The organism is Frondihabitans australicus (genome assembly GCF_003634555.1).
Taxonomy (GTDB): Bacteria; Actinomycetota; Actinomycetes; order Actinomycetales; family Microbacteriaceae; genus Frondihabitans; species Frondihabitans australicus.
On sequence record NZ_RBKS01000001.1, the window covers coordinates 2,842,791 to 2,865,883 of the forward strand.

The 23,093-nt window shown below is 71.4% G+C and carries 28 protein-coding genes; 16 read left to right on the forward strand and 12 right to left on the reverse strand.

Annotated elements, in window-relative coordinates; all coding sequences use genetic code 11:
- Positions 1 to 19: 19 nt before the first annotated feature.
- Positions 20 to 412 carry a DoxX family protein gene (locus C8E83_RS13390; RefSeq protein ID WP_121370352.1) on the forward strand — a complete coding sequence of 131 codons (393 nt, stop codon included), beginning with the start codon at positions 20 to 22 and terminating at the stop codon, positions 410 to 412.
- A 2-nt stretch (positions 413 to 414) separates the two neighbouring features.
- On the opposite strand, the gene C8E83_RS13395 is transcribed toward C8E83_RS13390, so the two are convergent.
- The 5 genes from C8E83_RS13395 to C8E83_RS13415 form a co-directional block, all read right to left on the reverse strand.
- Positions 415 to 714 carry a hypothetical protein gene (locus C8E83_RS13395; protein WP_147430175.1) on the reverse strand — a complete coding sequence of 100 codons (300 nt, stop codon included), beginning with the start codon at positions 712 to 714 and terminating at the stop codon, positions 415 to 417.
- Entirely contained in the window at positions 707 to 1,132 is a 426-nt protein-coding gene (gene fliS / locus C8E83_RS13400; RefSeq protein WP_121370354.1) for a flagellar export chaperone FliS, read from the reverse strand. The genes C8E83_RS13395 and fliS overlap by 8 nt, the downstream gene beginning before the upstream one ends.
- Positions 1,133 to 1,140: 8 nt before the next feature.
- A complete protein-coding gene (gene fliD, locus C8E83_RS13405) occupies positions 1,141 to 2,559 on the reverse strand; it encodes a flagellar filament capping protein FliD (protein WP_121370355.1) in 1,419 nt (472 codons plus the stop codon).
- A 157-nt stretch (positions 2,560 to 2,716) separates the two neighbouring features.
- Positions 2,717 to 3,904, reverse strand: a complete 1,188-nt coding sequence (locus C8E83_RS13410) for a flagellin N-terminal helical domain-containing protein (protein ID WP_121370356.1) — start codon at positions 3,902 to 3,904, stop codon at positions 2,717 to 2,719.
- Between the two features lie 126 nt (positions 3,905 to 4,030).
- Entirely contained in the window at positions 4,031 to 4,858 is an 828-nt protein-coding gene (locus C8E83_RS13415; protein WP_121370357.1) for a sigma-70 family RNA polymerase sigma factor, read from the reverse strand.
- Positions 4,859 to 5,307: 449 nt separating this feature from the next.
- Between C8E83_RS13415 and C8E83_RS13420 the strand changes: the two genes are divergently transcribed.
- From C8E83_RS13420 to C8E83_RS13460, 9 genes are all read left to right on the forward strand, one after another.
- A complete protein-coding gene (locus C8E83_RS13420; protein ID WP_121370358.1) occupies positions 5,308 to 5,796 on the forward strand; it encodes a flagellar protein FlgN in 489 nt (162 codons plus the stop codon).
- 2 nt (positions 5,797 to 5,798) lie between these two features.
- Positions 5,799 to 7,223 (forward strand): flagellar hook-associated protein FlgK, encoded by a 1,425-nt coding sequence (flgK, locus tag C8E83_RS13425; protein WP_121370359.1) that lies wholly within the window; start codon positions 5,799 to 5,801, stop codon positions 7,221 to 7,223.
- Between the two features lie 11 nt (positions 7,224 to 7,234).
- Positions 7,235 to 8,152 carry a flagellar hook-associated protein FlgL gene (flgL, locus tag C8E83_RS13430; protein WP_342768928.1) on the forward strand — a complete coding sequence of 306 codons (918 nt, stop codon included), beginning with the start codon at positions 7,235 to 7,237 and terminating at the stop codon, positions 8,150 to 8,152.
- A complete protein-coding gene (locus C8E83_RS13435; protein ID WP_121370361.1) occupies positions 8,149 to 8,598 on the forward strand; it encodes a flagellar assembly protein FliW in 450 nt (149 codons plus the stop codon). The genes flgL and C8E83_RS13435 overlap by 4 nt, the downstream gene beginning before the upstream one ends.
- 66 nt (positions 8,599 to 8,664) lie before the next feature.
- Positions 8,665 to 8,895 carry a hypothetical protein gene (locus C8E83_RS13440; protein ID WP_121370362.1) on the forward strand — a complete coding sequence of 77 codons (231 nt, stop codon included), beginning with the start codon at positions 8,665 to 8,667 and terminating at the stop codon, positions 8,893 to 8,895.
- Between the two features lie 81 nt (positions 8,896 to 8,976).
- On the forward strand, positions 8,977 to 9,747 hold the full coding sequence (locus C8E83_RS13445; protein WP_147430176.1) for a hypothetical protein: 771 nt from the start codon (positions 8,977 to 8,979) through the stop codon (positions 9,745 to 9,747).
- A gap of 109 nt (positions 9,748 to 9,856) precedes the next feature.
- On the forward strand, positions 9,857 to 11,230 hold the full coding sequence (locus tag C8E83_RS19565) for a hypothetical protein (RefSeq protein WP_170159939.1): 1,374 nt from the start codon (positions 9,857 to 9,859) through the stop codon (positions 11,228 to 11,230).
- A gap of 10 nt (positions 11,231 to 11,240) precedes the next feature.
- Positions 11,241 to 11,699, forward strand: a complete 459-nt coding sequence (locus C8E83_RS13455; RefSeq protein ID WP_121370364.1) for a SprT-like domain-containing protein — start codon at positions 11,241 to 11,243, stop codon at positions 11,697 to 11,699.
- A gap of 336 nt (positions 11,700 to 12,035) precedes the next feature.
- Entirely contained in the window at positions 12,036 to 12,701 is a 666-nt protein-coding gene (locus C8E83_RS13460; protein WP_121370365.1) for a CGNR zinc finger domain-containing protein, read from the forward strand.
- Here the strand turns inward: C8E83_RS13460 and C8E83_RS13465 are convergent.
- From C8E83_RS13465 to C8E83_RS13475, 3 genes are all read right to left on the reverse strand, one after another.
- Positions 12,691 to 12,984, reverse strand: a complete 294-nt coding sequence (locus C8E83_RS13465; protein WP_121370366.1) for a DUF427 domain-containing protein — start codon at positions 12,982 to 12,984, stop codon at positions 12,691 to 12,693. The two genes, C8E83_RS13460 and C8E83_RS13465, sit on opposite strands and share 11 nt — an antisense overlap.
- 49 nt (positions 12,985 to 13,033) lie before the next feature.
- Positions 13,034 to 13,603 (reverse strand): hypothetical protein, encoded by a 570-nt coding sequence (locus C8E83_RS13470; RefSeq protein ID WP_121370367.1) that lies wholly within the window; start codon positions 13,601 to 13,603, stop codon positions 13,034 to 13,036.
- 82 nt (positions 13,604 to 13,685) lie between these two features.
- On the reverse strand, positions 13,686 to 14,861 hold the full coding sequence (locus C8E83_RS13475) for a hypothetical protein (RefSeq protein ID WP_121370368.1): 1,176 nt from the start codon (positions 14,859 to 14,861) through the stop codon (positions 13,686 to 13,688).
- Between the two features lie 123 nt (positions 14,862 to 14,984).
- Between C8E83_RS13475 and C8E83_RS13480 the strand changes: the two genes are divergently transcribed.
- From C8E83_RS13480 to C8E83_RS13490, 3 genes are all read left to right on the forward strand, one after another.
- The gene (locus C8E83_RS13480; protein WP_147430177.1) at positions 14,985 to 15,506 is read left to right on the forward strand and encodes a hypothetical protein; all 522 of its coding nucleotides are present in this window, start codon (positions 14,985 to 14,987) and stop codon (positions 15,504 to 15,506) included.
- A gap of 61 nt (positions 15,507 to 15,567) precedes the next feature.
- Positions 15,568 to 15,804 (forward strand): hypothetical protein, encoded by a 237-nt coding sequence (locus C8E83_RS13485; RefSeq protein ID WP_121370370.1) that lies wholly within the window; start codon positions 15,568 to 15,570, stop codon positions 15,802 to 15,804.
- Between the two features lie 61 nt (positions 15,805 to 15,865).
- Positions 15,866 to 16,534, forward strand: coding sequence for a DUF1684 domain-containing protein (locus tag C8E83_RS13490; protein WP_245981672.1), 669 nt, complete (start codon positions 15,866 to 15,868; stop codon positions 16,532 to 16,534).
- Here the strand turns inward: C8E83_RS13490 and C8E83_RS13495 are convergent.
- The gene (locus tag C8E83_RS13495; protein WP_121370371.1) at positions 16,528 to 17,115 is read right to left on the reverse strand and encodes a hypothetical protein; all 588 of its coding nucleotides are present in this window, start codon (positions 17,113 to 17,115) and stop codon (positions 16,528 to 16,530) included. The genes C8E83_RS13490 and C8E83_RS13495 overlap by 7 nt on opposite strands.
- A gap of 383 nt (positions 17,116 to 17,498) precedes the next feature.
- Between C8E83_RS13495 and C8E83_RS13500 the strand changes: the two genes are divergently transcribed.
- On the forward strand, positions 17,499 to 19,337 hold the full coding sequence (locus C8E83_RS13500; RefSeq protein WP_342768929.1) for a DEAD/DEAH box helicase: 1,839 nt from the start codon (positions 17,499 to 17,501) through the stop codon (positions 19,335 to 19,337).
- A 130-nt stretch (positions 19,338 to 19,467) separates the two neighbouring features.
- Here the strand turns inward: C8E83_RS13500 and C8E83_RS13505 are convergent, their stop codons facing one another.
- The 3 genes from C8E83_RS13505 to C8E83_RS13515 all read right to left on the reverse strand — a co-directional run bounded on the left by C8E83_RS13505 (position 19,468) and on the right by C8E83_RS13515 (position 21,426).
- The gene (locus tag C8E83_RS13505; RefSeq protein ID WP_121370372.1) at positions 19,468 to 20,217 is read right to left on the reverse strand and encodes a hypothetical protein; all 750 of its coding nucleotides are present in this window, start codon (positions 20,215 to 20,217) and stop codon (positions 19,468 to 19,470) included.
- Positions 20,218 to 20,302: 85 nt separating this feature from the next.
- The gene (locus C8E83_RS13510; RefSeq protein ID WP_121370373.1) at positions 20,303 to 20,752 is read right to left on the reverse strand and encodes an MSMEG_6728 family protein; all 450 of its coding nucleotides are present in this window, start codon (positions 20,750 to 20,752) and stop codon (positions 20,303 to 20,305) included.
- A 230-nt stretch (positions 20,753 to 20,982) separates the two neighbouring features.
- Complete coding sequence (locus C8E83_RS13515; protein WP_121370374.1) at positions 20,983 to 21,426, reverse strand: VOC family protein; 444 nt, start codon at positions 21,424 to 21,426, stop codon at positions 20,983 to 20,985.
- A gap of 49 nt (positions 21,427 to 21,475) precedes the next feature.
- Here C8E83_RS13515 and C8E83_RS13520 point away from each other — a divergent pair, with 49 nt between their 5' ends.
- Together C8E83_RS13520 and C8E83_RS13525 are read left to right on the forward strand one after the other, a co-directional pair.
- Positions 21,476 to 22,402, forward strand: a complete 927-nt coding sequence (locus tag C8E83_RS13520) for an NADP-dependent oxidoreductase (RefSeq protein ID WP_121370375.1) — start codon at positions 21,476 to 21,478, stop codon at positions 22,400 to 22,402.
- A 154-nt stretch (positions 22,403 to 22,556) separates the two neighbouring features.
- Positions 22,557 to 23,024, forward strand: a complete 468-nt coding sequence (locus tag C8E83_RS13525; RefSeq protein WP_147430178.1) for a hypothetical protein — start codon at positions 22,557 to 22,559, stop codon at positions 23,022 to 23,024.
- The last annotated feature ends 69 nt before the right edge of the window (positions 23,025 to 23,093 follow it).

Below are 23,093 nucleotides of genomic sequence, written 5' to 3' on the forward strand. Positions count from 1 at the left end.
CAGGGGGCAGGATCGAAGAATGCACCCCATCCGCACCCTCGCCCGCCTCGCACTCGGCGCCGTCCTCGTGTTCGCCGGCGTCTCCCACCTCTCGTTCGCGCGCCAGGCCTTCCGCGCCCAGGTGCCGAAGTCGCTCACCGACAATCTGCCGGTGTCGGAGGACGACGTCGTGGTCGCGTCGGGTGTCGCGGAGATCGGGCTCGGCGGGCTCCTGCTGCTCGTGAACCGCCGGTGGGTGGGCACGCTGGCGGCGGTGTTCTTCGTCGCGGTGTTCCCCGGCAACATCGCGCAGCTCGTGAACCGGCGCACGGCGTTCGGGCTCGACACGAACGACCGGCGTCTGCTGCGCCTGCTCGGGCAGCCCCTGCTCGTCGCGGTCGCGCTCGCCGGTCGTCCGAAGAAGCGCTCCTAGCGCTACGCGGAGGCGTCGAGGTAGACCGAAGCGTCGCGATCGCGCGCGGCGGGGACCGTCTTCAGCGCGGTGATGTGCTTGACGACGCGGCGACGCGCGTCGAGGACCCGCTGGAGAGCCGACCGCTGCGCGGCCTGGACCTCCTGCGCACGCTCGACCAGGTCGAGGGGCAGCGGGCCGAGGTCGTGCGTCGGCGTGAACGGCGACGGCTTGAAGTCGGGGTCGCCGGCACGACCGGCGAGGGCCTCCATTTCGGCGAGGGCCTCGAGCCAGGCGGCGCGGGTCTCCTCCGCCCTAGGCAACTCCGACGCTCCCCGACAGCAGCGGCGAGGCGGCGGGCGCCTGCGCGGCGGCCTCGTGCCAGGCCTGACGGAGCGGCTCCAGCAGCGTGATGCACTCCGAAGTCAGCTTCACGTCACGGTGCACGTTGGCGTTGACCATCGCGACCCGCACGTACGTGTACAGCGCCTGGAGGTCCGAAGCGCCGTCCCACACGTCCATGCGGAGCGACGACGACAGCTCGGCGATGATCGCCTGAGCGTGCACCAGGTTCGTCGAGGCGGTGCCCCAGTCCTGCCCGTTCTGAGCGACCTGGGCACGGCCGAGGTCGACCAGCAGACGGTCGTAGAGCATGGTCAGGAGCCGGGCCGGCGTGGCCGAGAGGACGGCCTCGCGCCCGTAGGCGTTGCGCTGGGCGCTGGCGGAGAAGGTGAGGGTCATGAGGGTTCCTAGGCGCCGGTGTAGACGGCGGGGACGCTGGCGAGGCCGGAGGTGAGCGACGACGACTGGGAGTTGAGCTGCGACAGCTGCACCTCGAGGTTCGAGTACTGCGCCTCGAGCGCGGTGCGACGGGCGGCGAGACGGATGTCCCACTGGCTGATCTGGTCGTTCATGGTGTCGACCATCGACTGCTGACCGGTGATCACGCCCGTGAGCTGCCCGGAGTACTTGTCGGAGATCTGCGTGCCGGCGTCGGCGACGCGCGAGGCGAGGGCCGAGAGCATCGACTGAGTGCCGGCCGGGTCGCTGGCGAGCGCCGTCTGGAACTTGTCCTGGTCGAAGTCGAGCGTGCCGTCCTTGTTGATCGAGATGCCGATCTCCGACGGCGAGTGCCCGTTGATCGGCATCGACGCGGCGCTGACGAGGGCGTCGTTCGCGCCGCGGACCGTGCTGTCGCCGGTGAACGGGCCGCCCGAGACGACCTTGTTGCCCGACGAGTCGGTGCTGTTGACGACGGCGCTCTTCGTCGAGATGAGCGCGAACACGCCGTTGAGCGCGGAGACGAGGCCCGACGCGACCGCCGTGGCTCCTGCGGTGTCCTGCGCCACGCCGACGGTGATCGAGTCGGTGGAGGCCTTGTTGACGGTGAGGTTCACGCCCGGCAGGAGATCGCTGAAGGTGTTCGTCGACGACGAGATCTTCTGCTCGGCGGCGGTGCCGGCGTAGAGGGTGACCTGGGCGTCCTGCGCCGGCTTGATCACGGCGGCGCCCGTGGCGGTGAGGATGTTCGTGGCGGTGCCGGCGTCGACGTCCGATGAGGTGCCCGAGTAGATCTGGAAGTCGCTCTGGGCGCCGGTCGTCGTCGACTGCAGTTGGATGCGGTACTGGGCGGTGCCGGAGGAGTCGGTGCCGGCCGCGACCTTGAGCGCCTTGACGCCGGCGGTCGACGACGCGTTGATCGCGGTGACGATGGCGTCGATCGAGTTCGACGAGGGGGTGACGTCGACCTTCGTGCCGTCCGCCTTGACGATCGTCACGGCGGGCGTGGTCGATCCTGAGCCCGAAGCCGGCCAGGTCGACATGGCGGCCGAGACGCCGACCTTGGCCTGGGCGACCTGGTTGACGACCACGTCGAACGTGCCGGCGGTCGCGTTGGTGCCGGCCGTCGCGGTCGCATTCGCCGACGACGACGTGGTGGTGAAGAGCGAGAGGGAGGTCGACGACTTCGACGTCGTCGCGAGGGTGGTCAGCGAGGCGATCTGAGTGTTCAGGCCCTGCAGCGCCGTGATGGTCGTCTGCGTGTTCGTGACCTGGGTCTTCAGCTGCGTCTGGGGCTCGGCCTCCGCGGTCATCAGCGAGTTGATGAGCGAGGTGGTGTCGAGACCCGAGACGAGGCCGTCGACTCCGAGTCCTGACACGGAGGCCATGCGAGTTTCCTTCCGACCGGGCCTGACGCCCGAGAGCGGGCCTGTGCCCGGGGTTTCCGATTGAGAAGTGTGTGCGGGGCGGGTGACGAGAGAACCCGAACTTCCTCTCGTCACCCGACCCCGGGGTGGTGCTGAGTTACTTCAACCTGCCTGGTGACTAGCCGCGGAGCAGCGACAGAACACCCGAGGTGCTCTGGTTCGCCTGCGCGAGCATCGAGGTGCCGGCCTGGCTCAGGATGTTCGCACGGGTGTACTTCACCATCTCCGACGCCATGTCGGTGTCGGTGATGCGCGACTCGGCGCTGGTCAGGTTCTCCTGCGCGACGTTCGTGACGTTGATCGCGTGGTCGAACCGGTTCTGGACGGCACCGATGTTGGCGCGGGCGGTCGAGACAGCGGTGATCTGCGCGTCGATGGCCGTGATGGCCGCCTGAGCGTGAGCCGCGGTGTCGAACTTGATGCCCACGGTCGACGGTGCGGAGGTTCCGCCCGAGACGCCGCCCTCGGGGGCGGTGGTGTCGACCGTGCCGCCGTCCTTGGCCGTGACGACGATGCCCGTCGAGGCACCGTTGGCGTCCTTGGTCGTCGAGACCGAGAACTTCGCCGAGAACGAGGCGTCGCTCGAGAGAGCGGCCGCGTACTCGTCGACGCTCTTGAACGAGCCGCCGGTGCCGGTGCCCGAGAGGGTGCCGGTCGTGACCGTGGTCACGGCGCCGCCGTTGGTCGACTTGAACGTCGCAGCGCCGGAGGCGAGCGTCGTCGTGTCGACGGTCCAGGAGGTGCCGCCGGTGGCGGTGGTGCCGCTGGCGAGCGTGTTCGCGATGTTCTTCACGTTCGCGCCCGACAGGTCGACGGTGATCTGGCTGGCCGCGTCGCCGTTGGCGCCGACCTGGAAGGCCAGCTTTCCGGAGCCGCCGCCGGCCGAGCCGTCGAGCAGGTTGATGCCGTTGAAGTTGGTCGAAGCCGAGATGCGCGAGAGCTCGTCCGTGAGGGCCGAGACCTCGGTGGTGATCGCCTGGCGCGAGTCCGCGTTGTTCGAGTCGTTACCGGCCTGGACGGCCAGGTCGCGCATGCGCTGGAGGATCGACTGCGTCTCGGTGAGGCCACCTTCAGCGGTCTGGACGACGGAGACGCCGTCCTGGGCGTTGCGGGCCGCGACCGTGAGGCCACCGACCTGCGACTTGAGGCCCTCGGAGATGGCGAGGCCGGCCGCGTCGTCAGCAGCGTGGTTGATGCGGAGACCCGACGAGAGCTTCTCGAGAGAAGACGAGAGGTCGTTCTGCGTGCTGTTGAGGTTGCGGTAGGTGTTGTTCGCCGCGAGGTTGTTGTTGATCTGGAAACCCATGATGAAACTCTCTTCCGTGATTTATATGGGGGTGGTGCTGCCGCCCATCCGTGGGCTGACACTGAGAGCTATCGGCTGCTGCGTCGCAGGCGTTAGCGAATTCGTGAAAAGTTTTTGACGCGGGCCTCAGGAGGCGACGGCTCGCGCCGCGACCGGGGCGTTCGCCTGCTGCATGGCACGGCCGATGCCGACCACCGCACCCGACGCCACGCGCGAGAGGTACGCGGCCCGACGCGCGGGAGCGGTCTTCGACTCGTAGACGACCTCGGTCGCCTCGTCGTCGGCGTAGTGGGTGTTGAGCGCGTCGCGCAGGAGGCGGATCGCCTCGGTGCGCTGCTGCGACACAGCCGAGTGGGTGATGCCGAGCTCCTCGGCGATCTCGGTGACGCTCGAGTCGCCGAAGTAGACCTTCTCGACGATGTAGCGCATCTTCTCGGGGAGGGCCTCCACTGCGGCGCGGAGGTAGCAGGTGCGCTCCTGCTCGAGGAGGGTCTCCTCGGGAAGGATGATCTCGGCGGCCAGCTGGTCGGCGACCGTCTCGTCGATGGCGGTGACGGTGCGGGCGGCGTCGGTGAGCGCGTCCGCGGCGGTCTGGCGGTCGACGCCGAGCGACGAGGCGATCTCGTCGACGCTGGGGGTGCGGCCGAGGGCGGCGGTCAGGGTCTCCTGCGTGGCCAGGGTCTCCTTGATGCGCTTGCGGGTGCCGCGGCTGGCCCAGTCGCTCGAGCGCATGTCGTCGGCGAACGCGCCCATGATGCGGGTGCGGGCGTAGGCGCCGAAGGGGACGCCCTGCTCCGGGTCGAACGCGTCGGCCGCCTGCACGAGGGCGAGGGCGCCGGCCGAGGCGAGGTCGTCACGGCTGAGGTGCGTCGCACGGGCGCACACCTCGGAGACGAGGTAACCGACGAGAGGGAGGTTCTGCACCACCATCGCGTTGCGCTCGATCTTGTTCATGACTGGCCCCTGACCTGGCTTTCGGCACGACGAATAACGCCTCTGCAAGGCGTTCGTCGAATGGAAGTCGAGAGCGGAGTGCTCTCCGGCCGGATGCTCCCTGTGCTTCCGACCCGCCGGGGTGATCTCCCGACAACGTCAACGCTATCCAGCCGCTGAGGGGTTAAACCAGGGAAAAAAGGCCCCACTGCGGGGGGATGAGGTGTCGTCATTTTGGAGGACACGGCCCGTTTTTCGGCCGAATTCACCCCCGAAGAGGGAGTGTTTGGCGGGCTCCTGCGTGCACTAGTCGGACACCTGTCGACCAAACCGTTTCGTCCGAAACTTAAGACGACCCTGAACCGTCTAACGCGCCTCCTGCGACGGCCGATAGGTGACGGTGAGAGCGCAACCGCTCTCTGCGTCGGTCGCCACGAGTGCACCGCAGCAGACCTATAAGGAGAGGGACCGTGGGCGTGAACGAACTGTCCGCCGTGCTCTGGCGTGAGAGAGAGCTCCTGGAGCTGCTCACGTTCAAGCTGGAGGAGGAGCAGCTGCTCCTCACCGCCGGGAAGTCCCGGTGGATCGAGCACGCCACGCGTGAGGTCGAGCAGGTGCTCGAGCGTCTCCGCGCGGCCGGACTCGAGCGGACCGTCGAGGTCGCCGTCGTCGCCGAGGAGTGGGGCACCGACGAAACCACGCCGCTGCGCGAGCTGATCCAGCACGCCCCCGACGGCCCCTGGGCCGACATCTTCACCTCCCACCTGCGCGCCATGACCGAGCTCACCACGCAGATCCGCCAGCTCCGCGACGAGAACGAGCAGTTCCTGCGGGCCGCGGCGCGGTCGACGCAGGAGACGCTGGCCACCGCCGCCTCGGATCCCGCGCTCTACGACGCCTCGGGCACCGGGCGCAGCGCGTCCGCGACGAGCAGCCACTTCTTCGACGGGCGGCTCTAGCGATGAGCACCTTCGGCAGCCTGAACACCGCCTACCGCGGACTCACCGCGGCTCGGGCCGGCCTCGACATCACCGGCCAGAACATCTCGAACGCGTCGACCGACGGCTACACGCGCCAGCGCGTCACCACGTCGTCGATCGAGGCGGTGCAGCCCGGCCTCTTCTCGACCGGCACCGGAATCGGCCAGGGCGTGTCGATCGACGGCTACCAGCGCATCGGCGACGCCACCCTCGACCAGAACGTTCGGCAGACCGCCTCGAGCTCCGGTTACTCCGGCGTGCGCTCGAGCGTGCTGTCGAACCTCGAGTCGTCGCTGAACGAGCCGGGCACCTCGGGCCTCTCGGCGCAGCTGCAGGGGCTCTGGTCGGCGTGGGGCGACGTGTCGAACTCCCCCGGCACCGCGGCTCCTGCCTCGACGCTGCTCGGCCAGGCGCAGTCGATGGCCGACACGATCAAGACCGGCTACCAGGCCGTGTCGTCGCAGTGGTCGCAGGTCCGCTCGACGGTCGACACCCAGGCCGCCGACCTCAACAGCGACGCGAAGCAGATCGCGCAGCTCAACTCGCAGATCCAGCAGGGTCTCTCGACCGGCGGCGACGTGAACGAGCTGATCGACAAGCGCAACACGCTCACCGAGGACGTCGCGAAGCTCGCCGGCGGCACCGTCCACGCGAACTCCGACGGCACCGTCGACGTGCTGATCGGCGGGAACGCCCTGGTCAGCGGCTCCGACTACCGCACCGTTCAGGTGAGCGGCGGGGCCACACTCGAGGGAGCCGCGGCCTCGCCCGTGCAGCTCGAGTGGACGCACCGCCCCGGCGCCTCGGTCGGCCTCGACGGCGGCGAGCTCGCCGGATCGCTCTCGGTCCTCGCACCCGCCGACGGCAACGGCACCGGCGGAGTCCTCGCCGAGGCTGCGGCGTCGTACAACTCGTTCGCCACGCAGCTGGCGACGGCCATCAACAGCGTCTACTCGACGGGTGCCACGCCCTCGGGCACGACCGGTGCCAACTTCTACTCCTTCTCGGGCACCGGCCCCGCCGCGACCAGCCTCACCGTCGTGCCGCAGTCGGCCGCCGACCTGCAGAGCGGCGCCGTGGGCGCAGGAGCGCTCGACGGCACGGTCGCCGACCAGATCGCCACCCTCGGCACGGGCACGAACGCACCCGACCGCGCCTGGGCCGGCATCGTCACCGCGATCGGCTCGGCCGCCAAGACCGAGATCGCCGCCTCCGACCGCGCCACCACGGCCGCAACGAGCGCGAAGACGCAGCAGAACTCCACCGCCGGCGTCGACCTCGACGAAGAGAACGTGAACCTGCTGCAGTACCAGCACGCCTACCAGGGCGCCGCCCGCGTGATGACGGCCGTCGACCAGATGCTCGACACCCTCATCAACCACGTCGGACTCGTGGGGATCAGCTGATGCTCGGCCGCGTGACCAACCAGACCGCCACCTTCCAGGCGCAGCGGTCGCTCCAGTACAACGCCGCGCGCCTCGCGCAGCTCACCGACCAGGCGTCGTCGCTCAAGGCGATCTCGGTGCCCTCCGACGACCCCACGGCGACCGGGCAGTCGATGCTCGTGCGTTCGCAGCAGGCCAACAACGCGCAGTACACGCGCAACACGACCGACGGTGTGGGCTGGCTGTCGACGACCGACTCCGCGCTCGGCGACACCACCAACATCCTGAACAGGATCCGAGACCTCACCGTCCAGGGCGCGAACGACGGCACCATGTCGGCCACCTCCCGCGAGGCGATCGCCACCGAGCTCGTCGGCCTCAAGAGCGACCTGCTCGCGAGCGCCAACACGACCTACAACGGCCGCTCGATCTTCGCGGGGTCCTCCGATGCGGGCGCCGCCTACACCGCCGGCACGACGACCACCGACCCGACCACGGGCGTCACGACCACCACCGAGCCGACCTTCAACGGCGTCGCGGGCTCCAGCGTGCAGCGCAGGATCGCGGACGGCACCACGGTGAGGGTCGACACCGACGGCTCGGCCGTCTTCGGCACCGGCACCGACTCGGTCTTCTCGATGGTCGACTCGATCGTGAGCGACCTCCGCAGCGGCGTCAACATCTCGTCGCACATCAACGACATCGACTCGCGCCTCACCGCCGTCCGGGGCGCCTGGGGCGACGTCGGCTCGCGCGAGGCCCAGCTCACGCGCGCCCAGACCACGCTCGCCAACTCGTCGACCTCGCTCGAGAACCAGCGGTCGAGCGTCGAGGACGTCGACATGGCGAAAGTCATCCTCGACCTCAAGACCCAAGAAGTGACCTACCAATCCGCCCTCGCGGTCACCGCCAAGGTGATCCAACCGACCCTGATGGACTTCCTGAGATGAGCGCTTCACTGACCTTCGTGACTCCCCCTCCCGGCCTCGACCCGGTCGTCGACTTCACCCTCGACGAGGTCGCAGGAGCCGCGGGCCTGTACTCCCTGCACTCGACGTCCGAGCCGCTCACACGCCTCTTCGTGCTCGACGCCGGCGTGCACCTGCCCGAGTACTCGCCCGTCATCTCGCAGGAGCAGGGAGACTCCCTCGGCGTCACCGACCCCGACCAGGCGATGCTGCTCGTGGTCGCGAACCCCGCGCCCTCGGGCACCACGGTCAACCTCATGGCCCCGATCGTCGTGAACTCCGCGACCGGAGCCTCGGCGCAGGTGATCCTCGAGAACCAGGACTTCGAGCTGCGGCACGCGCTGCGGCCGCGCGGCGCTGCCGCTGCTCCTGCGACCGCGCGCGCCACGCCGGCCACGGTCGCCGCCCGCGTTCCCGTCGCCGTCTGAGTATCGGGTTATATTCAGTATTTCACGGTAGTCTCGTCGTTTTCCTCGACGCAAAGGACTACTTCCATGCCCACGTTCCGCATGCTCGCGGCCGGCGCCGCAGCGCTCGCCGCCGTCACCCTTTCGGTCGGCCCGCTCGCGACTGCGGCGCACGCCGCGCCCTCGACGCAGGGTCTCGTCTCGTCGATCCAGCTGGTGACGCAGGACAGCGGCAATCGCTGGCTCGGTGCCAATAGCGACTTCACCTGGACGGTCTACCCGACGAAGGCTGCGGCCGAAGCAGGCGCCGCCCGCTAGGGGGTGATCCCCTCGGTCGCCACGGGTGCACCCGCGGATGCCTTCTCGTTCCAGCCCCCGGGCGCGCCGGCGGATCAGTGCATGAAGATCGACGTGATCGCGTCGCTGACATCCTGTTCCAGCCGCAGCACCGCCTTCACCGAGGCATCCCCCGGCCTCTTTCAGTACGCGGACTACCTCGGGCGTCCCGTGTACATCAACAAGGACGCCCTTGCTGGCAAGGTGGGCGACACCAGCGATCCGCTCAACGCGGCGACCATGACGCAGTCGGTGCACAGCGACGAGACCGGTGCCCGCGTCGACCTCGCGCAGACGAACCTCCGCGACGGCGACACGTACCGCCTCGGCACCAACGTGTTCTCGGGCACCGGCACCCCCGGCGGCACGGTGACCCTCGAGACGACGAGCTTCACCAGCTCTCCGGTCTCGACCACGGTGGCCGATGACGGCAGGTGGAGTCTCGCCCGCTCGCTCGGCACCGGGCCGTACACGGTGAAGCTCACGCAGACCGCCCAGGGGTCGACCGACGTCATCGACGGAATCCGCCTCAGCCTGTTCGTGCAGCCGACCGTCAAGCCGTTCACCGTCTCGGCGAAGAACGGCGACACCTACCGCGTCGGCAACGTCACGTTCACCGGCACGGGCGACGGGACCGCGGCGAACACGGTCACGCTCGACGTGACCAGCCCCAAAGGACTGGGCTCCGTCACCGTGCCCGTCGCGAAGGACGGCACCTGGACCCTCGTCCGCCCCATGGGGACCGGCCCGTACACGGTGTCCTTCACTGAGAAGACGGCGTCCGGCGCCGTTCTGGGCGTCGTCGGCGGGATCACGCTCCGGCCGAACGCCTGACCGAGGCGACCGCCTCGCGGCACGTCTCATGGCGCGCGGGCGGCCCGGGGTACGGGCCGCCGGTGTGCCGGGAGGCGATCGGGGGGCGACACGACTACCCTCAAAGGCGATGACCGAGCACGACCACTCCGACGACTCCGCGCACGGTGGCCTCACCGACCACCCCGTGCCCGAGACGCTGGCGGCACCCATCGTGCCGACCGGCCCGTTGACCGCGCACTTCGACCCCGTGAGCCTGCGACCCGCGATCGACGCCGCAGCGATCGAGGGGCGCCTCGCCGAGCTCGGCGCGAGCCGGAGCACCGCCGCCCTCGGCGAGCGAGCCGACCTGCTGCGCATGCTGGGCCGCCTCGACGATGCGCTCGCGATCAGCGAGGAGGCCTTCCGCCTCGCCCACTTCACCGGCGACCGAGCCGACTCGACCGCCGCGCGCATCCGCCGCGCCTACGTCTTCAAAGAGCAGGGCCGCCTCGAGCGCGCGCTCAACGACCTGCACACCAGCCGCATCAGCGCCGCCACCGAGGAGTGGAGCGCGCTCGAGGCCGCCGCCGCCGAGCTCGAGGGCTACACGCTGTACGACCTCGGCCGGTACGAGGAGTCGCGCGAGTCGCTCGGCGCCGCCCTGGCCGCGTACGAGAAGTCGGGCGCCCCGGCGGAGCGCACGAACGGGCTGCGCGTGGCGATCGAGGGCGTGATGCGGGCGATCCTGCAGAAGAACAGCCCCGACCCGGTCGAGGATGAACCCGCGGTGGCGCCGACCGGCGAGGCAGCCGCGCCCTCGCCCGCCGAGGTGCCGAGCGGGGCGGAGACGCTTCCCGAGGCTCCGGCCGTCGCCGATCCTGCGCCCACCCTGGCCACCGCCCCCGACGACTTCGACGCCGTGGTGCGACCCGTCGTCCTCGACAGCCCCGGCTACCTGGGCGGCGAGTCGGCGGCGCCTCAGCATGCCGCGCCCGATGCGAGCGACGAAGACGACGACGACGTGATCGAGGCCGAGGCCTTCCTCGAGGGCGCGGGCGAGACATCCGCCCCGGCCGCCGAAGACGAGCCCGGTCACGTCGACGAGGTCGTCGTGGCCGAGGTCGAGGGCGACGACGACGAGTCCGACGTCGAGGACACCGACCCGGCCCCGCTCTTCCGCACGACGGGCTCGCCGGCGTTCCTCGGCAGCCCGGCCGAGCGGCCCGCGCCGCAGCGGCTCGACCCCGACGCGGGCGCCCGGCTCGACCCCGACGCTCCCGCCGACGAGGCGATCCCCGATGCGGCGTCGATCGGCGTCGAGACGCAGGCGATCGCGATCCCGCACGCCACGGCCCCGGGTCGTGCCCGCCGGATCATCGACGACGAAGACCGCAACGAAGACGACGACGAGCAGCCGAGCAACGGCTTCGACGCCGAGGTCAACCGCGCCCGCAAGGCCGCTCGCTCGATCTGGGGCGCGTTCGACGCGACGAACGACGACTCGCCCCGCGACCGCTCGTAGCGTCGAGGCCGTGGCCGAGCTCTCGCGCGTCACCCGCTGGGCCGACGCCCTGATCGCGTTGCATCTCGACCCCGCCGTGTGGTCGTTCGGCTTCGACAACGCCAAGACCCGCGCGGGCCTGTGCGACTACGGCAAGAAGCGCATCACGGTCTCGCGCCATCTCGCCGCCCGGTTCGACGACGACGAGATCCACCAGGTGCTGCTGCACGAGGTCGCCCACGCGATCGCAGGATCACGAGCCGGCCACGGCCCCCGCTGGCGCGCCGTGGCCACCGACCTCGGCTACGCCGGTTCCCGCCTGCACGACGGCGCGATCGCCACCGAGCTCGCCCCGTGGATCGGCCTCTGCCCCGCCGGGCACGAGCACTTCCGTTACCGCTCGCCTGCTCGGCCCCTCTCGTGCGGCAAGTGCTCGCGGCGCTTCGACGACGCCAACCTCATCACCTGGCGGCGTCGCCCGGCCGCCTGACGCGCCTGTTCCGCCCGGAGGCTTTTGTTCGCCCCGGGAGGAGAACACACCGACCGGAGGAACGACCGCCGAGCGGTAATTCCGCCCGGGAGGACTTCTGTTCGCCCCGGGAGGAGATCCGTAGGATTCCGCCCTGCCAGGAGGAAATTGGGGGTCCTTTCGCACGCTCGGGAGGAACCCGGACAAGGAACTCCTCCCGCAGGAGGCGCCCGACGCCACAGACACCACCGACCCACGCGCCAGGGAGGACTTCGGCCCGGCGGGAGGAAATGCCGCCGACCCCCGGAGGCCAACAAGCGGCCGCGCAGCCGTCCGGCACCCGGCTAGGGTGGTTACATGCCGACAGGTCAGTGGTTCACGTCCGACTCGGGCCTGAAGTGGTACTTCGACGCGGGCGCGGTGAGCCTCGACTTCGCGTACCGCGGCGGATTCCCTGCGGGCACGTTCGGGCCGGGTGCGGGAGTGCCGGGCACCTCGGCTCCTGCGGCCGGATCGGAGGCCGACGCACCGGGCTGGGACGGCCTGCTCGTGCCGGCCGACCTCGACGACTTCCTGCGCGAGCGCTTCGACGGCCTCGGCGCGCCGGCCGGCGACCGCGAGCTGCACGACGCGCGAGCCCTGCGCGACGCGATCGCGCGGCTGGCCCTGAACGCCGCCGACGGGCACCTGCCTCGGCCCGACGACATCGACATCGTGAACCTCTACGCGGCGCTGCCCGACGTGCCGCCCTCGCTCGGCGGCGGTCGGCGCCAGGCGGGCGCGGGCCGACTCCGGGTCGGTCAGGCGCTGGCGTCGATCGCCCGAGACGCCGTGCGCCTCTTCGGCGAGGTCGGTTTCGTGGGCGACCCGGGGCGCAGGATCCGACACTGCTCAGCGGAGGACTGCGGCCTCGTCTTCGCCGACGAGTCGCGGGCCGGCTCCCGCAGGTGGTGCTCGATGACCACCTGCGGCAACCGGGCGAAGGTGCGGGCGCATCGCGCCCGCGGCGCCGCTACTCGGTGACCTGGACCTCTTTCCAGAAGGCCACGTAGTTCGAGAAGTCCTTGCCGACGCGGTCGAACGCGGTCGGGTACGGCGTCGGGTAGCTCCACGCGCGGTCCTGGAGGCCGTTCACCGAGAAGTACTGGCACTCGCCCTTCCACGGGCAGGTGTAGGGGGTGTCGGTCTTCTCGAGGAGCGACTCGTTGACGCTCGCCGGCGGGAAGTACCAGTTGCCCTCGATCTTGATCAGGTCGGACTCGGGGGCCTCAGCCACCACGGTTCCGTCGCCCAGGACTGCCTTCATGATTCCTCCTGCGGGTGTCGTGATCGCGACGCGATCGATGGGCCGAACGCTACGCGCGCGGGCTGAATTCCCGCAGCGTCACGACCGTCGACGGGTGCGCGTCGCGCTGGGCGCGCGCGTCGGCGAGGTGGCCGCCCGACGTCGACGCGGTCAGCAGGTGCGCGGTGGCGCGTCGCAGGCCCTGCCAGGCGGCCGCGGCGGCGGCGGCCTCGGGAGAGGCGAAGTCGAGGCCGCGTTCGGCGAGGGCGTCGACGACTGCTCCTGCGGCCAGAAGGTCTTCGACCGCGGTGCGAGCGCCGTCGGCGTCGAGCGAGCCCGCGGCGACGATCGCGACGACGCACCGGTCGCCCAGTTCTTCCTGCAGCCGCAGGATGCGCGTGGCCGCGTCGGCAGCCGACGCCTCGGTCGCGCAGAGCACGGCTGCCCCCCCGGCGAGCGCCGCCGTGCCGCTCTGCCCGCCCGTCGCCCGCTCGGCGATCGCCGCGGCGAGCGACGCGGCGCTGGCCTGCCCGTGCCCGTCGAGCTCGTCGACGACGACGATCGCGTGGACGCCGGCGGCGATGCGCGCGGCGCCCGCCTCGCCCCACTCGAAGCGGACCTGGTAGCGCTCTTGACTCACGCTCTCAGGCTAGCGGCGGCCGCCGACGGCGCTGCTGTCGGAGCGATCCGGCAGCCGGCGCGGTGCGGCGGCCTCCGACGTCTCAGAGTGCGGCGAGCGCCTTGCCGACCTGGGCGAGGGTCGCGGAGTCCTGCGCCTGGGCCTGACCGTCGTTCGACGCCACGACCAGAGCGCCGTCGACCACGCCCTCGGCCCAGCACTGGGCGCCGCTGTGAGCGCAGACGTAGCGGGCGTCCGTCACACCGGCGAGGGTGAGCGCAACCGGGGTCGAGTAGTCGCTGCCGGCGTAGTCGAAGGGCTCGACCGACCCGCCGCCCGGCAGCGCGAACACCGCGCCCGCTGACCCGTAGCAGCCGATGCTGCCGGACTTCGCGACGGCATCGGCGAAGGCGATGTCGTACGCGTCGGTGAGGTCGGAGGACGCCGTGGCGCCGCGCGAGCCCGGCAGGATCTGCGAGCACTCGGTCACCTTCGACCACGCCGACGCCGCCACGGTCATCGGGGCGGGCGTGAGGCCCGACTGATGCGTCTGCCGCATCGCCGACTTCACGACGCTCGTGAGCTGGAAGGCGACCCTCGACGCCGATGCAGAGCTCGTCGGCGTCGTGGCGGGCCACTCCTGCACTCGGTACCAGATCGAGCCGTCGAGCACGTCGATCTCGCACGGGGAGGAGTTCGGGTTCTGGGTCTGGCATCCGGCGAACTGGTCGGTGCCGAGGTCGGACACCGTGATCGGCACGGCGAAGGCACTGGCGGCGGTCTCGACATCCTGCTTCTTCGCGGCCGCGAACTGCGTCGCGGCGTCAGGCAGGACATCCAGCGTGAACGAGACCTTCTTGCCGATGTAGGAGCAGTCATAGAAGCCCTCCTGCGCGGCGGCGAGCATCGAGACGGCCGTGGGCGGACCGGCGAGGTCCTCGGTGCCGAGGCGCGTCATCGTCGAGGCGCTGAGGCCCGACGCGGCGGGGCCGTTGCTGGGCGGCGCGACGGTGTAGCCGCCCGCTCCCTCGCTCTTCTGGGGGAGGATCGTCGGGTCGACCGCACCGAGCACAGCGGGCGCGATCGCGCTGTCGCAGGTGAGACCGATCGTCGTCGACACCTTCGTGGTCGGCGAGGAGGTGTGGGGCGTCGGTGTCGACGATGCGGCCGAGTGCGTCGTCGTCGACGTGCAGCCGGTCAGGGCGAGGGCGGTGAGAGCGGCGGAGAGGCCGGCGATCGCGGCCAGGCGGGCCCGCGCTGTGCGGGAAGAGGTGGTCATGCGGCGAGCGTAGGTCGCGCCGACTCGGTCGGGCTTCGCTCCCCCGGATGAGCTTTCGTCACGCCGCCTACACCGAACGAATGATCTCGGTCGGGGGTCAGGCCGCACGGGCAGACTGGGTCGATGCACGTGCAGCTGAAGCTCGTCCTCGCAGCACCTCCGGCGGCCGTCTCCGACGCGCTCGCCCGTCCCGACGTTATGGTCGCCGTCACGCGCCCGGCGGTGGTCTACCGGTCGCAGGAGCCGGCGGGATTCCCGGCGCGCTGGGGCTCCTCGCCGTCGAGGGTCTCCGCCCGGATCCTGGGCCTGCTGCCCCTCGGCGTGACGCACGTCGACCTGCGCTGGTACGAGGTGAAGGTGCCGCCGGTCACGTCGGAGGCCGGAAGCGGCGTGGCGCACGTGCAGGAGGACACCGGTCGCGGCGTCAGCGGGATGTTCGCGCGGCTGCGGATCCGGCACCGCATGGCCGTGTCGCCGGCCCCGCGCTCCGCCGGCCTCGTCGGCGGCACCCTGCTGCGCGACCGGCTCGAATTCGACGCCGGCCCGCTCACGCCGCTGCTCTGGCCGGGGCTCTGGCTCACGTGGCAGTGGCGCGGCTATCGGATGCGTCGCCTCGCCCCCACCTGGCCGTCGCCCCGCGCCTGACCTTTCCGACGGCTCCGTTGCGTTGTAGTGTGAGGAATATCGGTCAGCGGGGAGGGTGGCAATGGGCCAGGCGAGAGACGAGCACGACTTCTCGGCGGCGGAGGCCGCGCGGGCTCGAGCGGAGCGCTTCGGGCGGCTGCCCGCGCACGACGATCCAGCGACCCTGATCGCGTCGGTGCCCGCGACCATCGACGACCGGCCCGCACCGGCGCCGATCCCCTCTGCGGCGGTCCCGGAGTTGATCGCGGCGACGCAGATCGCCGACGCGAACTGGTTCACCCGACTGCGACGGCGCTGAGCGGTCAGGGAAGGGCGGAGGGTCAGCGTCAGCGTCAGCGGCCCCGAGTAGCGTGAGCGCCGTGACCGAGACCACCGCCGACTCCGCCCAGTACGCCATCGACGTCGCCGACTGGCGCCGCCGCATCCACGCCCTCTACCGCGAGGTCCGCGCCGCGGGCGAGCGCGCCGAGGCGGGCGACGAGGCGGCGATCGAGGCCGCCCACGACCTGTGGCGCCGCACCCGCGACGACGTCTTCGCGACCCACCCGTCGACGCCCCTCCTGCCCGACGACCGCCCGGGCTTCACCGGCCTGCCGACGACCCCGTACGACCCGGCCTGGCGCTTCGAGGTCGAGATCCAGCCGGCCGAGGCTCACCGCATGATCGTCCCGACCGGCACCGACGGCGACGTCCCGTTCGACCGCATCGGCCTGGTCGACGTCCCGGGCGTCGGCAGGCTCGACGTCTGGCGCCTCGCCTCCTACGGCGGCGGCATCTTCGTGCCCGTGAAAGACGCTCTCGCGGGGAAGCCGGGCGGCACCTACGGCGGCGGCCGCTACCTGATCGACACGGTCAAGGGCGCCGACCTGGGGGCAGGAGCAGCGGCACGCTCCCTCGTCCTCGACTTCAACTTCGCCTACAACCCCTCCTGCGCCTACGACCCCGCCTGGGCCTGCCCGCTCGCGCAGCCTGGCAACACTGTGCCTGTGGAGATCCCGGTCGGCGAGCGGTACGACGGCGCCTACTGAGTCAGGCCCTGCCGCGGAATGCCTGGTGTTGCGCAGGCCACGGACGCGACCAGCACCCAGTTGTCGCCGTCGAAGCCCCCGACCAGCGTGACCTGATCCGACGATCCCCAGCGCGCCCTGACTTTCTCGGTGTTCGACGGCGAATCGAGATCACCGAGAGACGGATCACCGGGCCCGGCCGCATCGACCTTCCAGCCCGCTGTCGCCAGCGGCGCCGCGTAGCGGGACCCGAGGGTCGTTGCGGGCCGCTCGTTCTCGTCGAACCACGACGACTTGACGAGCCTGACCGTGGCGACGCCGTCCGTGGAGGGCAGCGTGCGCTCGACGCCGGCGCCGCTCCACACCGTCTTCGTGCAGGCCTCGGCGGGGGGCGCGGCCACGGCGGTGGTCCAGGTGCCGGGGAAGCTCTGCTCGACGGCGGCGGCCGCGGAGTCGATGCGAGCGGAGACGACCTTCCACGAGTCGAGGTGGGTCGCGGGCTCCTGCGCCGACACGGTGGTGACCGCGTGGGCGGCGCAGCCGGTGAGCACGAGGGCGACGACGGCGAGGGCGGCGGCCAGGGTGAGAGGTCGGCGGGGCATGGGTCCAGGCTGGCGTCGCACGGTCGGGCGCCGCGTCCGCCGCGAGTGCCGGGCCGGTGGTCCGCGAGGACGAACCCGACTCGTCCGGCAGCCCGACCCTGGGCTTCGTCACAGGCATCATGTAGTCTGGAGATACTTGCCAGCCGACCCGATCGGCTGCCTGCGTCGTAGTACGCCCCTCACTTCCCCCGCCGGCCGACAGCTCCAGTGCTTCCAGCACAGCTTCGAGCCGGGCTTGCCACGGGGTTCGCGAAGCTCACTCTGCGGCGAAACGATCGAGCGAAACCGCTCCGTCGCCACACTCGAGTCCAGCTGCGCCGCTGACTGCCGAACGGCAGTCCTGCGCATGCCCACGGGGCTCGACCACTGCCCGAAAGGCACCTGTGTCAGACACCCTCACCACCACCCCCGAGATCGACGAGACCGAGGGCACCACCTTCGCCTCGCTCGGCGTCCCGGCCCCCATCGTCAAGGCGCTCGCCGCCGACGGCAAGACCACCGCGTTCCCGATCCAGGTCGACACGCTCCCCGACACCCTGAACGGCCGCGACGTCCTCGGCCGCGGAAAGACCGGCTCGGGCAAGACCCTCGCCTTCTCGATCCCCATGGCCGCGCGCCTCGGCGGCACCCTCGCCGGCGGCAAGCGCCGCCCGGGTCGCCCGCTCGGCCTCGTGCTCGCCCCGACTCGTGAGCTCGCCACGCAGATCGACGCCGTCCTGGCGCCGATGGCGGCCGCGTACGGCATGAACACCACCACGATCTTCGGCGGCGTCTCGCAGAACCGCCAGGTCCAGGCGCTCAAGCAGGGCGTCGACATCGTCGTCGCCTGCCCGGGCCGCCTCGAGGACCTCATGAAGCAGGGCTTCGTGAAGCTCGACGCCGTCGAGATCACCGTGCTCGACGAGGCCGACCACATGGCCGACCTGGGCTTCCTGCCCGGTGTCACGCGCATCCTGAAGTCGACGCCCGAGAACGGCCAGTGCCTGCTCTTCAGCGCCACGCTCGACAACGGCGTGGACAAGCTGGTCAAGCAGTTCCTCCACAACGAGGTGCTCCACTCGGTCGACGAGGCGAACTCACCCGTCGCGAAGATGACCCACCACGTGTTCGAGACCGAGTCGGTCGAGACGAAGAAGGCCCTCATCACCGCCCTCGCGTCGGGCAAGGGCCGCCGGATCCTGTTCATGCGCACCAAGCACCACGCGAAGAAGCTCGCGAAGCAGCTCACCGAGTCGGGCATCCCCGCCGTCGACCTGCACGGCAACCTCTCGCAGCCGCAGCGCGACCGCAACCTCGCGGCCTTCTCGGCCGGCGAGGCCCGCGTGCTCGTCGCGACCGACGTCGCCGCCCGCGGCGTGCACGTCGACGACATCGAGCTCGTGATCCACGTCGACCCGCCGACCGAGCACAAGGCGTACCTGCACCGCTCGGGCCGCACCGCTCGCGCCGGCGCCGAAGGCGACGTCGTCACCCTCGTCATCCCGTCGCAGAAGCGCGACGTGGCCCAGATGATGAAGAAGGCCGCGATCACCGCGACCGTCACCCCGGTCACGCCCGACTCGCCCGAGGTGAAGGCGCTCGTCGGCGAGAAGGCCGCCTACGTCAAGCCGGCGCCGAAGTCCGAGCGTCAGCAGCAGCAGGGCGGCGGCCGGTCGACCGGCGCGAACGCCCAGCGCAAGCGCGCAGCACGGCAGAACCCCGATGGCACGCCGATCGCCCGCAAGGACCGCTCCGGCCGTCCCGCCGTCGCTCAGGGCGCAGGAGCCGACGGCTCGCCCCGCCGCGGAGGCAACGGCTCCGGTCGCGGCCAGTCCGCCGGCGCACGCGGCGGTCGCGGCGGCCAGGGTGGCAACCCCCGTGGTGGCGCCGACCGCAGCCGTTCGCAGGCTCCCCGCACCGGCAGCACCACGTTCTACTCGACCGAGTCGGGCGCCTCGTCGTCGGCTCCGGTGCGCGACAGCGCCCCGGTCCGCGACGAGCGTCGGCCCCGCCGCGCCCAGTCGGACGGCGGCTCGAGCCGCACCAACCAGGCCCGCAACGAGCAGGCGGAGTTCGCCGCGCAGTTCGAGGGCGGCAACGGCGGCGGTCAGCGCGACGGTGGCAGCGGCGGGCGCGGCGGCAACCGCCGTGCGTCGTCCGGCGGCGGTCGCCCCGGCTCGCTGAAGGTCGGCTCGCTCGTCCGCGGCAGCGCGCCGCGCAACGGCGGCGGTCGCGGCCGCTAGGCCCTTCGCGCACGCTGCGAACCGCCGTTCGGCGAATGAACCTGCCCTAGCGGCGGTTCGTTCGCCGGGCGGCGGTTTTCTGTGAGCACACAGCGGGGCGGCGTGCAGTGGGGCGGCGTGCGAGCGGCGACTACCCGAGCGCCGCGAGACTCGGGTGCGCCGCGACGGCGTCGAGCCCGTGCGTCGCGAACACCGTCATCACGGCGGCGATCGCGGTGTCGGGCCCCGAGAGCCGCAGCGGCGGCACCCCGGTGAACTCGCACACGAGCACGCCCTCGGCGATCTCGGGGTAGACGGCCGTCATCGCCGCGTAGTGGAAACTCACCCACTGGCCGTGCACCAGGCACAGGAGCCGCCGATTCGTCACCAGGAACTCGCACCTCGCCAGCTCACGCCACTGCGTGGCCGACGCCGCAGCGGCGTCCGCCCGGCGCTTCGCGTTGGTCAGCCCGGCGACCGCCATCCCGGCCAGGATGAACGCCGGCGACCCGAAGTAGAACCCCGACGCCGGCTTGAACCCGACCTCGGCCCCGTAGAACCGCTCGTAGTCGACCTCGAGCCGGTAGAAGAACACCTCGCCGGGCTCGGGCACGACGGCCCACGGCGTGAGGGTGGGCGGCACTCGCCGCGCCAGGAGCAGGCCTCGGAGGCGCTGGGCTTCGGCGAAGGAGCCGGTCGCCGCTCCTGCGCCCTGGCTCGCCACCGCGGTCGACGACACGACCGGCGTCGCGACGAACTCGCCGCCGTCGACCGTCTGCCGCACCGGAGCGGGAGCCGGGGCGGTAGGGGCGTCGACCGGGGCCTTCTTCGCCGGGCGCGCAAGACGGCGCACGCCGACCACGAGCAGGGCGACGACGGCGATGCCGATCAGCAGCTCCATGCTCGGGCCCTTCTGCCGTGTGCACCGGTCGGCGCGACCGTCACACTGTAACCCGCGCGACGCCCTCGCGAGGAGGCCGCCCTCCTCAGGCGGTGGCGACGGGCCAGACGTAGTCGAGGGTCGCAGGATCCGAGGCGAAGACATCGCGGTACAGCTCGGGCGCCTTCTGCAGGAGCTTCGAGCGATGCGACAGGTGAACGTCCTCCCGCCCCAGCCAGGGCGGCATCTCGTACGAGTGTCGGTCGAAGGCGCGCGCGTCGCCCGGCGACTCGTCGAGGACGGCGCGGGTCTTGACGAGGCAGGTGTCCTGGAAGCCGCGCCTGGCCCACTCGGCGCAGATGGCCTCCTGGTACTCCATGAGCGCCGGACGGTAGCCGCGCCACATCGCCGTGACCGGATGGTGCTGCCAGCCGTAGCCGGGCACCGTGAGGGCCTTCATCACCTGCAGCGTCTCGACGCGCTGCTTGCCGAGCCGCCGATCGTCGAGCACGCGAGCGGACGCGTCGAAGTCGGCGTACGGGAGGAAGGTCTGCACGCCCCCACCTAACCCCCTCGCCCCGCCCTGTCCCCCGCCCGTCCCGCTGCCCCGCCCGCTCCCCCTCCCCGCCCATCCCCCGCCCTTTCCCCGCCGAGTGGCAAAAGAGTGCTGATGCAGCCGGACCGACATCAGCACTTTCTTGCCACTCGGCGTATGGGCGGGGCGGGGCGGGGCGGGAGCCGGCGGGGCGGGAGCGGGCGGGGTGGGGCCGGCGGGCGGGGGACGGGTCAGTCGGGCTGGACGAAGATGCAGAAGGGGTGGCCGGAGGGGTCGGCGAAGACGTAGAGCGCCTCGTCGGGATCGTCGCTCTGGTCGCTGATGATCTCGGCTCCGAGCGAGACTGCCCGGTCGCGATGCCGCTCGAGGTCGGCGAACGTCGGCACGGAGGTGTCGAGGTGCATCATCTGCGGCGGGTTGCCGTCGGGCCACACCGGCCGGGGCAGGTCGACCACGAGCTGAAAGGCCAGCACGCGCGTGCCGTTCTCGTCGTCGAGCCCGACCCAGTCGATCGGCTGGCCGGCTTCGACCTGGGCCTTCTCGTACGAGCCGCCCGGCTCGTCGCCCGGCGACCAGTTCAGGCCGAGCAGCTGCCGGTAGAAGTCCGCCAGGCCCCGCGGGTCTGCGGTGTCGATGGCGGTCTGCCGGATCCGAGGAAACTGTGCGTCGCTCATGCCCCGCCACAGTAGCCGCCCGGCCCGCCGCAGGCGCTAGCGTCGAACCATGCGTGTGATCGGTGTGAACGAGTTCGGCGGCCCTGACGTCCTGCAGATCGTGGAGAAGCCGGAGCCGCATGCCGGCCCGGGCGAGGTGCGCATCGCCGTGACGGCCGTCGCCGTCAGCCCGACCGACACGATGAGCCGCGCGGGCCAGGGCGCGCCGATGGCCGGGCCGCCCTACGTCGTCGGCATGGATGCGGCCGGTGTCGTCGACGAGGTCGGCGAGGGCTCGCCGTTCGCGGTCGGCGACGAGGTGATGGCCATCACGATTCCCGCGGGCGAGCACGGCGGCGCGTACGCGTCGTTCGTCGTGGGCCCGTGGCAGTCGATGAGCAGGATCCCGACCGGGTCGTCCCTCGAGGAGGCCTCCACCCTCCCGATGAACGGCCTCACCGCCGTCCAGGCGCTCGAGAAGCTGGCGCTGCCGGCGGGCGCCACGATCGCGGTGACGGGCGCGGCGGGTGCCCTCGGCGGCTATGTCGTACAGCTGGCGAAGGCGGCGGGGCTGACGGTGATCGCCGACTCTTCACCGAGCGACGAGGCGCTGGTCGCGGGCTTCGGGGCGGACGTCGTCGTGGGGCGTGGGGACGACGTGGCGACCCGGATCCTGCAGGCCGCCCCTGAGGGTGTCGACGCGGTCGTCGACACGGCGCTGCAGATGTCGCAGGTGACGTCGGCGGTGAAGCCGGGCGGGGCGTTCGTGTCGTTCCGCGGGTGGGAGGGCGACGGGACGCCCGGGGTCCGCTTCCTCACCGTGCGGGTCGCCGAGGAGTACCGCTCGCACGAGAAGCTCGACGCGCTGCGGCAGGCGGCGTCCGACGGCGTCGTGACGCTGCGGGTCGCCGGGGTGCTGCCCGCCGCCGAGGCCGCTGAGGCGCACCGGCGCCTGGAGGCCGGCGGCTCGCGCGGCCGCTTCGTGCTCACCTTCTAGCGCCGCGCTCGCGGCCCGAGCGGGAGGCCCGCCGAGTGGCAGAAGAGCGCGGATGCCGAGCCCGTTTCATCCGCACTCTTCTGCCACTCGCGCACGAGGCGAACTCCGTCGCGAGAGGGATGACGCTCAGCGGGCGCGACCGCAGACTGGGCGCATGAGATGGGGGCGAAAGCACGCCGTGGTGGCGGGTGCGCTCACGCTGGCGGTGGGCGCCTTTGCGGGAGCGACCCTTCACGCGGCTCCGGCGAGCGCCAGTCTGCCGTCGGCGAGCGCCTCGCCGCAGCAGGTGCTGCGGGTCTACCTGAAGGCGGCGAAGGCGCACGACTGCGCGACGACCGAGGCGCTTACGGTTGACAGCCCCGACCAGCGCAGCATGGCCTGGTGCGGCGGCGGCACCTTCTCGCTCTTCAGCAATCACCCCGATCTACTCTCGTACGGCCACATCGGCAAAGACAGCGAGGTCTCGCCCGACGAGGCCGGAGGCGACGGCGAGGACTGCATCCCCGTCGACATCACCGAGACGAACATGTCGGGCGCCGAGCCCGGGTCGATGCCCGGCTGGCAGTTCTGCTTCGTGAAGACGGCCGCCGGGTGGAGGCTCGGCGACGAGGGCTATGGCTGATCCCGCGCCCGGAACCCGAAGGGAACCTTTTCGCGCGAGCGGACATCATGGTGAGACCGGTCACGATCA